At 54.5% G+C, this 12,189-nt stretch carries 9 protein-coding genes; 5 read left to right on the top strand and 4 right to left on the bottom strand.

Annotation, left to right across the window (positions count from 1 at the left end):
- Nucleotides 1–159 precede the first annotated feature (159 nt).
- Nucleotides 160–1,983, top strand: coding sequence for a glycosyltransferase (locus AD944_RS05850; RefSeq protein WP_035381005.1), 1,824 nt, complete (start codon nucleotides 160–162; stop codon nucleotides 1,981–1,983).
- A 55-nt stretch (nucleotides 1,984–2,038) separates the two neighbouring features.
- On the opposite strand, the gene AD944_RS05845 is transcribed toward AD944_RS05850, so the two are convergent.
- The 3 genes from AD944_RS05845 to AD944_RS05835 form a co-directional block, all read right to left on the bottom strand.
- Complete coding sequence (locus AD944_RS05845) at nucleotides 2,039–4,072, bottom strand: hypothetical protein (RefSeq protein WP_236709326.1); 2,034 nt, start codon at nucleotides 4,070–4,072, stop codon at nucleotides 2,039–2,041.
- Nucleotides 4,073–4,363: 291 nt separating this feature from the next.
- Nucleotides 4,364–5,515, bottom strand: a complete 1,152-nt coding sequence (glf, locus tag AD944_RS05840; RefSeq protein WP_045543539.1) for a UDP-galactopyranose mutase — start codon at nucleotides 5,513–5,515, stop codon at nucleotides 4,364–4,366.
- Nucleotides 5,516–5,834: 319 nt separating this feature from the next.
- The gene (locus tag AD944_RS05835; protein ID WP_045543540.1) at nucleotides 5,835–7,298 is read right to left on the bottom strand and encodes a leucyl aminopeptidase; all 1,464 of its coding nucleotides are present in this window, start codon (nucleotides 7,296–7,298) and stop codon (nucleotides 5,835–5,837) included.
- A gap of 364 nt (nucleotides 7,299–7,662) precedes the next feature.
- Here AD944_RS05835 and cysQ point away from each other — a divergent pair, with 364 nt between their 5' ends.
- The 4 genes from cysQ to AD944_RS05815 all read left to right on the top strand — a co-directional run bounded on the left by cysQ (nucleotide 7,663) and on the right by AD944_RS05815 (nucleotide 11,622).
- Entirely contained in the window at nucleotides 7,663–8,433 is a 771-nt protein-coding gene (cysQ, locus tag AD944_RS05830; protein WP_179946512.1) for a 3'(2'),5'-bisphosphate nucleotidase CysQ, read from the top strand.
- Nucleotides 8,434–8,555: 122 nt separating this feature from the next.
- Nucleotides 8,556–9,536, top strand: a complete 981-nt coding sequence (locus AD944_RS05825; protein WP_045543541.1) for an L-threonylcarbamoyladenylate synthase — start codon at nucleotides 8,556–8,558, stop codon at nucleotides 9,534–9,536.
- Nucleotides 9,537–9,543: 7 nt separating this feature from the next.
- On the top strand, nucleotides 9,544–10,080 hold the full coding sequence (locus tag AD944_RS05820) for a hypothetical protein (RefSeq protein WP_045543542.1): 537 nt from the start codon (nucleotides 9,544–9,546) through the stop codon (nucleotides 10,078–10,080).
- A 108-nt stretch (nucleotides 10,081–10,188) separates the two neighbouring features.
- A complete protein-coding gene (locus AD944_RS05815) occupies nucleotides 10,189–11,622 on the top strand; it encodes an FAD-binding oxidoreductase (RefSeq protein ID WP_045543543.1) in 1,434 nt (477 codons plus the stop codon).
- A gap of 76 nt (nucleotides 11,623–11,698) precedes the next feature.
- On the opposite strand, the gene AD944_RS05810 is transcribed toward AD944_RS05815, so the two are convergent.
- Nucleotides 11,699–12,166 (bottom strand): hypothetical protein, encoded by a 468-nt coding sequence (locus tag AD944_RS05810; protein ID WP_035381100.1) that lies wholly within the window; start codon nucleotides 12,164–12,166, stop codon nucleotides 11,699–11,701.
- Nucleotides 12,167–12,189 lie beyond the last annotated feature (23 nt).

The raw sequence follows: 12,189 nt of genomic DNA, 5'->3' as shown, positions 1-12,189 counted from the left end.
AATGACCCGAAATTGCCTCAAGTGTGAGAAATCCGCGTCTCTTATAAGAAGCCATTAAGATCAAAAAACCCTTGTTTTCATTTGCGCCGGGCTTGCGTCCCTATACCGTAGAGTTAAAAAGAAACGTCTTTTTCAAAAAATGGCAAGGAACGCCCATTCATGAACGCCCGCACGAAGGAGATTATTACTTCTTCAAAACAGGACCGTACGGACGGTTTTATTCTGCAGAACATCATTTTCCCCAACCTGCAGTCTGTTATTCCTGAGGGGTTGTATTTCCGCCCACATAATGAAAAAGTCGAACTCTCCCGCGCTGAACCTGAAATCCTTTATGTAAAGGAAGGGGGCCGCGTTTCTTTTGATACCTACTTCAATGGCGTTACGATCGAACGCTGGCGAGAGCTTTGCGCGATTGAAAACGTTGCCCTGGAACTGGAAGGGGCTGGCCGTTTTGTGGTGCGCATCGGACTACACCAGCTTGGGCTGCCGCATCGCTGGCTTCTGGAAAAAACAGTCTCCCTGACAGAAGGTGAACGTGTTGAACTGGACCTTCCCTTCTGGCCTGATCTTCAGAATGGAATGCTGTATCTGTGGGTAGAAGCCTTGGAAGACGGTCATCTTTTGGGTGGCAGGCTCACCACCACCCAAAAGCCGCTTAGAGACGTTAACCTTGCAGTTATCATCACGCACTTCAACCGCAAGCCGTTCCTGCTGCCGGCCCTTCAAAAACTTGCGCATGCCTTAAAGGTTGATCCGGTCTGGTCTGAACGCCTGCGCGTGATTGTTATCGACAATTCACAGAACGTAACCGAGGAAGAAGCCTGCGGCGCTCTTGTTATTCCCAACAAGAATCTGGGCGGCGCTGGCGGGTTCACCCGTGGCCTGCTGTATGCAAAAGATCATGGCTATACGCATTGCCTCTTCATGGATGATGATGCGAGCTGTGATTTTGAAGCTGTAAGACGCGCCTATATGCTTCTCAGCTACACAACTGAGCAAAGGGCTGCCGTGATCGGGGCCCAGCTTCGGGAAACGGTGCCATGGCAGCTTCATGAAGCCGGAGCCCGCTTCATCAACGGTCGTTGGCTGGCCCGCAAACATCTGCTCGACATGCGGGATGTGCACCACCTGCTACAGGCGGAAATGAACGATGCCGCCCCTAATTATGGCGGCTGGTGGTTCTTTGCCTTCCCCATCTCTGCCGTGCGTCATTTCCCATACCCGTTCTTTGTGCGTGGGGATGATGCCCAGTTTTCCCTGCAGAACAAATTCCCGCTCATCACCATGAACGGCATCTGCTCCATGGCGGAAGATTTCAGCGTCAAGGAAAGTCCAATGACGCGCTATCTGGGCCTGCGCGCGACCATGGTTCTCATGATGCTGAATGGACAGACCAAGCCCAAACCTTACCTTCACACTTTCCTGACCTGGTTCCGGGGGGTTCTGTTCTCCTACAACTATGCCAGCGCCAAAGCCTTGCTTATGGCCATGGAAAACGTGATGGAAGGTCCTGAATTCTTCCTTCGCAACATGGATATGGCTGCGGTCCGCGCAGAAGTGGGCGCACTCAAGCCAAGCGAGAAAATGCAGCCTTATGACCTGAAGGATGTGGAGGTTGCTCACAACCATCACCCAGATGGCAAGCTACGCCGCCTTGTCCGGCTGGCAACACTAAACGGCAATCTTCTTCCCGCATCCCTGACGCGCGATGATCTGCGTTTTCAAACGAAAAACTTCAATGCGGCTTTCCGTGATATTTTCCGCTACAGTCAGGTTCTGTACTATCACGAAGCCAGCCGCACAGGCTACGTGGCCTCATTGGATCGCAAGCAGTTTTTCACCTTGTGGAAAGAAGGCATTGCGCTCTCCATCCGGTTTGGACGGATGCTGCCCGAGCTACAACAAGCTTATGTAAAGGCCCTGCCCGGCATGACTACAGAAGAATTCTGGCGGCATGTCTATGAGAAAGAACTCAAGGACTGAAACAGAAAGAACGTTTAATAAAAAACCCCACCAATTGGTGGGGTTTTTTACTGGTTCACAGATCTTCCAGAATCCTACGCAATTTCTGGTTTCGTCGTATCTGCAACAACAAAAGTCCCAACCCGATTACTGCCAGCACAGGGCAGTAAAGCGTATAGGCCCATGTAACCGGGAAATAGGAAACCTTCAGTTCTCCTGAGCATCCTGCGGGAATATCAGCGCCCAGAAGCATAGTGCCAAAGCCGTGAATCGTCACAGGACAGGTCAGACCGTGCGCAACATAGCCAGGCCACCAGACACGAGAAAAAACAAGCTTGAGCGGATCTGTATGCTCCGGAACGGTAAGCGTAACAGAATCATTTGTCTCACGCGCAACCTTTACGTTCGGGTTGGTCGTGTAAGTCAATGTTGTGGGGTAATGCTGCTCAGAGGAATAGTACAGAACTGATTGATCATGAGACAACTGAGCGGGGTGATAGCCGCAGCCTTCCAACCCGCTGCCAACGTCTTCCTGAATATCAGCCCGAATGGCAAGACTGCTGACGCCAAACAGATTAAACCAGCAAACGTTTTCAAGACCGGGGACGGCCTGGCTTAAGTTGGCCATGCTTTCCTCAGGCTGTAACACGGCATGAGAACTGTAATACGCCAGAACCTGATCAAGATATTTATGACCATTGGGAGATGAGCCATTAATGCTGCGGATATCATAGTATCCAAACAGAGCGGATTGCAGTTCTCCGGGCTCTACCGGTTCTTCCGGTGCCCACCCCGTAAAAGATGCAAAATTTCCATCCCAATTCACATTTTCAGGCAACGCCATATGTGAAGGAAGGGTATGAACCGGAAGATAAACCTTACCGAGAGAAGGCATACAAGCCAGCATCAGCGCCAGACAGAATGCGGGCACCGTTGCCGCCTTCAACCACGATGACGTGGCAATATCCACGGGCTTTCTCTTTTCCACACAAAAGAACCAGAGCCCGACAAGAAGCAAACTTGTTCCCGCTTCCAGCAAAACAACCTTTGGCCGCTCAAAAATATTCCGGAAAGCGGAAACAACAAAAAGCACAAGAACAATGCTAAGGAAGCCGTTTTTCCGAACAAGACTGTTCACTTTTTCCCCACGCGACATGACATAAAATGTGGCGACAGATGCAAAAACGGAAAAATAAGGCACAAATCGGATGGGCCACCGCAACATACCCGTCTGGGAGGGGAGCATGGACAGACAGAGGGTTGCTGCAAGAATTACCGCAAAAAGAACGATATTCTTATCCAGAAAAGAAACTCTGTAAAAAAACAAAGCAAGCAGAAAGAATATGGTTGAAAACCCGACTGGCACAAAAAAAGATTTGAACCCGCCGAAATAGTTCATGAATTCAAAATATGTGGGAGAAAATGTCAGAAGTAACTGGGTAACGCTGGGCACCATGAAGTTACCGGCGTTATTCCAACCGGATGGGCGATTAACCAAACCAGACAGCACAATAAATTCTGAATAGACTGGAATAGCGGCAATGCCTGCCAACACAAGGGGAAGGCACCTCTTTACAACCAGATTAAAGGCTTCTCCGTATCGCAGATCCACCAAACTGATACAGCCGACAATCACAAAATACCCGATAATACCGTGCGGCCAGCCGGAAGAGAGCAGAATGAGAGTAGCAAGAAAATTGGCCACCACACGCCAGGCCGTCATGCTTTGCCGTAACAGACAAAACGTTGCTATCGCCACCAGCGACCAGGTATGACCATTGGCGGCGTTCCACCATGGGCCTGCATATTGGTAAAGAAAGATGGGGTTAATGGCGATAAAGAACCCCAGAACAAGACTCAAATTCCGAGAAATTCCAAAAGATTTCCCAATGGAATACCCAGAAAGGCACGAAAGAAAGATATTGATGAAAGCGTAAAACAGGCCGGGTGCAAGCGGGTTTGCGCTCTTGGCTGCAATCAGGGACGCAAGAATATTTTGCGGTGCAAAAATTGCGCGCTGCAACTCCACCATGGCGTTACCGCCAATCATGATGTTTTTTGTAATAAAAGGGATTTCACCAGACAGCCAGGACTGACCGTATTGACGCATAAACCCTAGATATTCATTATAGGAATCATCAAGTGTGAAGAAAGATTTAAATCTGATTTCACACAAAGCAACAACAAAAACGGAAACAAGAACCGAATATAAGACGGCTATCGTTCCATTTTTTAGTATCTCATCCGTTTTCTGCATTTTCGCACCAAGCTGGTTTTTTTCTTTTTTATCATTAGACCCTTTTGATATCAGCAAAATTTTTCTTCAGGTCCATCGTGCCATAAAAAAAAGCCTGCCTCTACGGAGAAAGGCAGGCTTTTTTCTACACTTGAAAGTGTTTTATCAGCTTGGATCAACAAAGAAGGCGGGCAGATCCAGTTCTTTCGCCTGCAACGCTGCATCAATCCGATCACACGCGGCGAGGGCTTCCGTGATGGTGACATCCATATCCAGATAACGGTAGGTGCCAAGACGCCCAAGGAAAGACACCCCTGTCTCTGCGCGAGCGAGGCCAATATAGCTCTCCAGCATCTGCTTTTCGTTCACCAGACGAATTGGGTAGTACGGCACATCCTTCTCGCCTGCCAGACGGCTGTATTCACGGAAGCAGACTGTCTTGGAGAATTTGTCCTGCTCCCATGGGGCAAAATGCTTGTGCTCGGAAATACGGGTAAACGGAATGTTTTCATCACAGTAATTGATGACAGCCGTGCCCTGATGGTCGCCTTCATCAACAAATCGTTCAAAATCCAGCGTTCTGTAGCCCAGACGACCCAGTTTGAACTGGAAGAAGCGATCAATCGGGCCTGTATAGAAAACGTGCTGGAATTTTTCTTCCAAGCTTTCAAACGAACAGCCCAGCCGAAGATCAATCCCGTCAACATTCAGAATATTCTGGACAATGGCCGTATAGCCTTCCTCCGGCATACCCTGATAGGGATGGTTGAAATAGTTGTCGTCATAATTGAAGCGCAGAGGCAGCCGCTTCAGAATGGACGCAGGCAGTTCCGTCGGCTCAAGCCCCCACTGCTTGCGGGTGTAGCCATGGAAAAAGGCCCGATACAGTTCCGGCCCGATCATGCTCAACGCCTGCTCTTCAAACGAGCGGGGGTTGGTGATGGTTTTATCCGCTTTGGCTTCAATAAAGGCGCGCGCTTCCTTCGGTCCCATGGTGGTGCCAAAGAACTGGTTGATGGTCAGCAGGTTCACCGGAAGCGTATAGACACGCCCCTGGGAAATGGCTTTCACCCGGTTTACATACGGCTTGAACGCGCCAAAACGCTGCACGTAGTCCCATGCGCGCTGATCTGCCGTATGGAAAATGTGGGGGCCATATTTATGCACCATTACCCCGGTTTCGGCATCACGCTCCGTATGGCAGTTCCCGCCAATGTGCGAACGCTCATCCACAACCGTGACCTTGTGCCCGCGTTCCGCAAGGTGACGCGCAATAATGGCACCACTAAACCCGGCACCCACAACGCAAAAAGACATCCAATCCCCCAGTTTTCATAACCAGCATGGCAGACCGTGAAAGGGCTGCGCCCATAAACAGCAGCCACTCGCATGACCGTTTTGTCAGACTGCTCCCCTCATGCCAGATTGGCTCACAGGGACCAAGCCATCCTTTGATGAAAAGGTAAGATTGTCGGTGCTATTCAGTTATGAAAAATAGAACGAAATACAGTCTGGCGTAAAAGGCAGCTATGCCTTCTGCCTTTAGTAACGCAAAATGCCTCTCTTCACTCAAGAAGAGAGGCATCTTTTCCTTCACCCGGATCAGAAATAATCCGAGCTTAACAAGAGAGGCCGATCAGGCCTTTTCGTGCTGTGTACGCACAAATGTATCCAGCAACCGAACACCAAAGCCGGTTGCCCCTTTAGGCTGACCATTGCGTGGCTTACTGGACCACGCCGTACCTGCAATATCCAGATGCGCCCACGGCGTTTCTCCCACAAAACGCTTGAGGAACTGCGCCGCCGTAATGGAGCCACCGGGGCGACCACCAATGTTCTTCATATCCGCGATGTCGGACTTCAGCAGAGCGTCATACTCCTTGCCCATCGGCATGCGCCACAGCTTGTCCCCTGTGACTTCACCCGCCTGAGCCAAGCCGCCGGCAAGGGTATCATCATTGGAGAACAGACCGGCATACTCATGCCCAAGGCTGATGATAATGGCTCCGGTCAGCGTTGCCAGATCAACCATCAGTTTCGGTGCAAAACGTTCACGGGCGTACCAAAGAATATCCGCCAGAACCAGACGCCCCTCCGCATCCGTATTCAGAACTTCAATGGTCTGCCCAGACGCACTGCGCACAACATCGCCCGGCCGCTGCGCGTTGCCAGAAACCATGTTCTCCACCAGCCCGATCACGCCAACTGCGTTCACCTTGGCCTTACGGCCCGCCAGTGCAGCCATCAGCCCCGTTACGGTAGCGGCGCCTGCCATATCCCACTTCATTTCCTCCATACCCGCTGCGGGCTTGATGGAAATACCGCCGGAATCGAACGTGACACCCTTGCCAATAAAGGCCAGAGGCGCATCGTCTTTCTCGCCCCCGTTCCAGCGCATGATAACAGTGCGGGGTTCGGCATCACTGCCTTGCGCCACACCCAGCAGTGCGCCAAAGCCCAGCTTTTCCATTGCGGGCTGATCCAGCACTTCCACGTCCAGACCAAGGCTGCGCAGGGTGCTGACACGTTCAGCAAACTCCACCGGATTCAGCACATTGGCGGGTTCCGTCACCAGATCCCGCGTCAACACCACTCCCCGTGCCACGGCGGAGAGGGCTGGCCATGCCGCTTCTGCCTGTGCGGGGTCTGCCGCCAGAACAGCAAGAGCCGCCAGACGATGGATTTTATTGTCTTCCGGCGCACCGTGATACAAGGAGAAATGATAGGCCCCCAGCACGGCACCCAGTGCCACATGGGCAGCGTGAGGCAGGCTCCCTACAGACAGAGCTGCTTTCTCAACGCGCCCCAAAGCGGTTGCGGCTATCCCGCCTGCTTTTTCCGCCTCTTTGACACCAAAAGCCTCTGTACGCCCCACACCAATCAGCACAACGCGATCAAACCCGGCACCCGGAGCCAGTACAACGGTGGAAGCCCCTTCCTTACCGGTAAACTCATCGGCCTTGACGGCACGGCTGAGGGCACCCTGTGTTGCATCATCCAGGCTTTTGAACAGCGCAGGTGTTTCAGCGCCCTCTGGCACCAGCAGAGCCAGCGCGCCACCTTGCGGGAGTGTTTCTGCAGAAAATGAAATCTCAAGCATAAAATCTGGACTCCTCATGCTTTCTTTTTAAAGTGGCCGTGCATGGTCAACCGTCGCCCCCTCCGGCATAACTCTCTTGCCAGTGGTCCGGCTGAAAACAGCCCAACTTGAAGGTGCGGACTTCCCTTGCACAGCTATTCTGGGCAAACTGCGTACGTCTCCCCTGCGCCCTTGGCAATAGGGAGGTCTCGTCAGCCTGGAAAAAACCGCACCTTACGCGTCACTCTGCCACTGGCAGCCTCTAAGCAGGTCACATCCGCTCCGCCTGCTTCCTGAATGCCGCAGGCGATCATCTCCGTTTTTTGCACAGAATCAGAGTCTCTGGGGCATGACGGACTTCTCCACTTGGCGTATGGTGCGGGCCATGACCAGCCACACAGATGCAGACCTTCTGGCTCTGGCCGCCCGTCTGGCGGAAGAAGCCGCGGAGATTATCCGCACCATCCGCGCCCGCGGGTTTGAGACACTGACCAAAACAGATGCCTCGCCCGTGACCGAAGCCGACCACGCAGCGGAAGCCCATATCCTCAAAGGATTGCGCTCTGCCGTGCCGGATATTCCCGTCATTGCGGAAGAAGAAGTGGCATCCGGCCTGCGGGGGGCGGTATCCCCTTCCTACTGGCTGGTGGACCCGCTGGATGGCACGCGGGAATTTGCGGCCGGACGGGATGATTTTACCGTCAATATCGGGTTGGTGCGTGATGGGCGCGCCGTGCTGGGCGCCATGGCCCTGCCCGCTTACCATCAGCTTTATACCGGCGGCATCAACGCGCCTGCGGAACGCAAGGACCGCACGGGCACACACCGTATCCATACCCGTACGCCACCCGCAGAAGGCCTGAGTGTTCTGGCATCACGGCATTATGCGGATGACCCTCGGCTGGCCGCCTATCTGGGTGAGCGCCGCATTGCTTCTATCGGGAATATCGGCTCCGCTGTGAAATTTGCCCGTGTGGCCGAAGGGACTGTGGATTTTTACCCCCGCCTCGGCCCGACCATGGAATGGGATACCGCAGCACCCCAAGCTATTGTAGAAGCCGCCGGCGGGCATATCACCCAGTTGGATGGCTCCCCTCTACTTTATGGCAAGCCGGACTGGAAAAATCCGCCTTTCCTCTGTACCGGAACGCTGTAGTTTCCTCCTTCATCGGGCCTCTGGCGCTACGGCTTTCCCCTTACACGCCAGAAAAGCCTGAACTCTGTTAAAAGATAAGCTCCCCAGCCTTTAGGGGACTTGAGAGCGTTAGACGGACCTGCATGACCCTGCGCCTTGCCGCCACACCTTCCGGCCTTGAAACCGCCGCCCGCATTCTGCGGGACGGAGGGCTTGTGGCGTTTGGAACCGAGACCGTTTACGGCCTTGGTGGGGATGCCACACAGCCAGCAGCCGTCGCCCGTATTTTCGAGGCCAAGAACCGACCCCGCTTCAATCCGCTCATCAGCCATTTCGCCACGGCGGAAGCTGCATTTGAGCAGGTTGTGGCCACCCCTCTGGCGCGCAGGCTGGCTCATGCCTTCTGGCCGGGGCCTCTTACCCTGGTTCTCCCCCGCGCCTCTACCAGCACAGTGTCTGATCTTGCGGCTGACGGGCTGGAGTCCCTTGCTGTGCGGGTGCCTAAAGGAGAGAGCATACAGGCCTTATTGCGGGCTGTTGGGCGTCCTGTTGCCGCACCGTCTGCCAACCGCTCCGGCCGTATCAGCCCCTCTGATGCCAGCCATGTTCTAGAAGAACTGGAAGGCCGGATTGATGCCGTGCTGGACAGTGGCCCGTGTCAGGTAGGGTTGGAAAGTACGGTCCTTGACCTCACGGCAGAAGGCAGCCCAATACTGCTGCGCCCCGGTGGGATTCCCGCCGAAGCTCTGGAAGAAATTTGCGGTCCCCTCGCCTACCCGGAAAGCGAGACCGAGACTGCGCCCGCTTCTCCCGGCCGAATGCTCTCCCATTACGCGCCTGCCCTGCCGGTGCGCCTGAACGCACTTTCTGTCAGCCCCACGGAAGGATTGCTGGCGTTTGGGCCAACCCCTCTTGCCGGAGCTGGAGCCGGCTGGAACCTCAGCCAGGCAGGCAATCTGGAAGAAGCAGCAGCGCGCCTCTTTTCCGGCTTACGATATCTAGACAAACAAGGAGCCGTACTGGGCCTGACGGGGATAGCTGTACAGCCTGTGCCTGCGCATGGTCTGGGCCTTGCCATTCAGGACCGTCTGCGCCGCGCTGCAGCACCTCGGCCAGCACTTTGAGCCATCCATGAGCACATTTGACCCCAAAGAACTCAAAATTCTCTCTGATATTCTGGCGCTGGTGCTGGAGGATCAGCCCGGCCAGTCCGCCACTGCTCTGGAAGCTATCAAGAACCGCGCGCGGCGCAACAACATGACTGGTGGGGCACTGAAAAATCTGTTTCAGGCCATAGCGCCTGATCCATCTCAGGCCCGCACCACCACCCGCAGCAGCCGAGCCTCCCGCACCACTACACCTATGGATGAGCACCGCGCTCAGTTGCGGCAGATGGCGGAAAGCATCAACAAGCTGGATCGGGATCTGCGTTCAGCCCGCGCACAGAACGAGACCCTGAAATCTCAACTCTATCTGACACAGCAGGCCAGAGCGGAAACCCTCGCATTGCTCTCGCAGGCGCAAACCGATGCTCGCTATCCCCGCTTGATGATTATCTTCATGGCCGTGGCAGCCGGGTTACTGAGCGGTATTGCCGGGACGGAAGTATTCCACCTCTTTCAACACACCGTCTGCAATGCTGCGGACAATGCACGTTATCTTTACTGAGAAAATATGCTGTAGCGCTTTTCCAATGCCATACATCATCTGATTTTACAGTACTGAGCCTTTTCCGCCCCCCTTTCGTTGGGTCCTGTTTCCACACAAGGTCTGCCTATGCCTGATACGTCTCTGCCCCCTACCCTGCACGATGCCCTTGCAAACCTGTTGGGGCCTGCCGGTTTCCTGACCGATGCAAGCGACACCGCTTCCTTCTGCACGGACTGGCGGATGCTGTATCATGGTCATTGTGCCGCCGTGCTGCGGCCTGCCACCACCGAAGAGTGTGCAAAAGCCGTTGCTTTATGCGCCGAGCACAACGTGCCTATGGTGCCTCAGGGCGGTAACACCAGCATGGTAGGCGGCGCCACACCAGATGAAAGCGGCAAGGCAGTGGTGGTCTCCACCACCCGTATGACGCGCATTCTGAACATTGACCATGCTGATCTGACCATGACGGTGGAAGCGGGTGTTACGCTCAAGGCTGCACAGGATGCCGCTTTGGCGGAAGACCTGTTGCTGCCTCTTTCCATTTCCTCAGAAGGGTCAGCCGACATTGGCGGCATTCTGGCCACCAATGCCGGCGGCAACAATACCGTGCGCTATGGCAATGCCCGTGAACTGGCCCTGGGGCTGGAGGCAGTGCTGCCGGATGGGTCCGTGCTGAATCTGATGCGCAAACTGCGCAAGGACAATACAGGTTATGCCTTACGGCAGTTGCTGGTCGGGTCAGAAGGAACGCTAGGGCTTATCACGACCGCCGTTATCCAGCTTCAGCCCCGCCCCCGCTCGCGTGAGACAGCGCTATGTGCTGTGGCCGATGCCAAGAGCGCTCTAGCTTTATTCGCGGCCTTCCGCAAGCAGGACCCTGCGGCCATTCAGGCTTTTGAATATATGTCTGGCACCAGCATGGCACTGGTGAACAGCCTGATTGAAAGCTGCCCACTCCCCCTATCAGAGCCCGCGCCAGCTTATGCCTTGGTGGAACTGGCCAGCCCGCGCGAAGATGAAAGCCTGCGCACCCTGATGGAAGATGTGCTGGGGCAGGCGCTGGAAGACGGACTGGTAACAGATGCCGTTCTGGCGGAAAGCGAAACCCAGCGCCAGAATATCTGGATGATTCGCGAAGAACATGCAGAAGCCCAGAAACGAGCTGGCGCTTCCGTTAAAAATGACGTGTCTGTGCCGCTTGCGGCCATTCCCGCGTTTCTTGAAGACGCCACAAAGGCCTGTGAAACCCTGATCCCGGGCATAAGGGTTGCGCCTTTTGGGCATATTGGAGATGGCAACATCCATTTCAATCTGGTGCAGCCAGAAGGAGCAGACCCCAAAGCCTTTCTCGCGCAGGATCACGCCATAATGGATACGGTAGCGGAAATTGTGCGCAAACTCGGCGGTTCGTTCTCGGCCGAGCACGGTGTGGGACAGTTGAAAACCTACATGATGCCGTCTTGGCGCGGTGGCGCGGAGCTTGAAACCATGCGCAAGATCAAGCTGGCGTTGGACCCGAAGAACCTGATGAACCCCGGCAAGATCTTTCCGGCACATTAAGAAAGAACCCTCCTGAAGCCTGTTTCACCGGCTTCAGGGGGCTTCTGCTCAAGACATAACGGGTGAGAAGAGCGGGTTACTTGTTACGGGAAAAGAAATCCATTTCCGGACGCCGCAGAGCTGCCAGTTGCAGTAGAAACGCTGGCAACATGATCAGCCCCAGTTCCGGCCCCATCAGCACCACGGCACCAAGGGTAAAGAGCGGGGCTATGCGCCGCTCAACCACGGCAGCACGCGGGCTACCGCATGCAAGCACAGAGCACAGGCCGCCAACAGCGATCATGATAGCGGCTGAAATGGCACGGAAGGGATGACGCAGGACGTTAGGCGTCAACCCTCCCATCACGCTATCAAGTGATGACATATCGGACGACCATCCGGCCAGACCGAACAGGAAGGTGAACGGCAGCACAAGCACGCCGAACACATCCTTCAGCAACAATAGAAAACCCATAACCAAGGGGGGCAGCAACACAAAGGCTACCCCAACCGCAGCATCGGCTATCAAGAAGACAAGAGCGGGGGTTACGGAAGCATTTTTCATACCCCGCACCCTAAGCCAAAATA

The sequence above is a fragment of the Acetobacter tropicalis genome, assembly GCF_001580915.1.
GTDB classification, from domain to species: domain Bacteria; phylum Pseudomonadota; class Alphaproteobacteria; order Acetobacterales; family Acetobacteraceae; genus Acetobacter; species Acetobacter tropicalis.
This window is presented reverse-complemented; position numbering and strand designations above follow the sequence as displayed.

Bases quoted from the DNA above. Each gene is read 5' to 3' on its own strand.
- AD944_RS05850 (WP_035381005.1), top strand. From the start codon at position 160: ATGAACGCCCGCACGAAGGAGATTATTACTTCTTCAAAACAGGACCGT.
- AD944_RS05845 (WP_236709326.1), bottom strand. From the start codon at position 4,072: ATGCGTCAATACGGTCAGTCCTGGCTGTCTGGTGAAATCCCTTTTATT.
- AD944_RS05825 (WP_045543541.1), top strand. From the start codon at position 8,556: ATGACCCTGCGCCTTGCCGCCACACCTTCCGGCCTTGAAACCGCCGCC.
- AD944_RS05810 (WP_035381100.1), bottom strand. From the start codon at position 12,166: ATGAAAAATGCTTCCGTAACCCCCGCTCTTGTCTTCTTGATAGCCGAT.
- glf (WP_045543539.1), bottom strand. From the start codon at position 5,515: ATGTCTTTTTGCGTTGTGGGTGCCGGGTTTAGTGGTGCCATTATTGCG.
- AD944_RS05815 (WP_045543543.1), top strand. From the start codon at position 10,189: ATGCCTGATACGTCTCTGCCCCCTACCCTGCACGATGCCCTTGCAAAC.
- AD944_RS05820 (WP_045543542.1), top strand. From the start codon at position 9,544: ATGAGCACATTTGACCCCAAAGAACTCAAAATTCTCTCTGATATTCTG.
- AD944_RS05835 (WP_045543540.1), bottom strand. From the start codon at position 7,298: ATGCTTGAGATTTCATTTTCTGCAGAAACACTCCCGCAAGGTGGCGCG.
- cysQ (WP_179946512.1), top strand. From the start codon at position 7,663: ATGACCAGCCACACAGATGCAGACCTTCTGGCTCTGGCCGCCCGTCTG.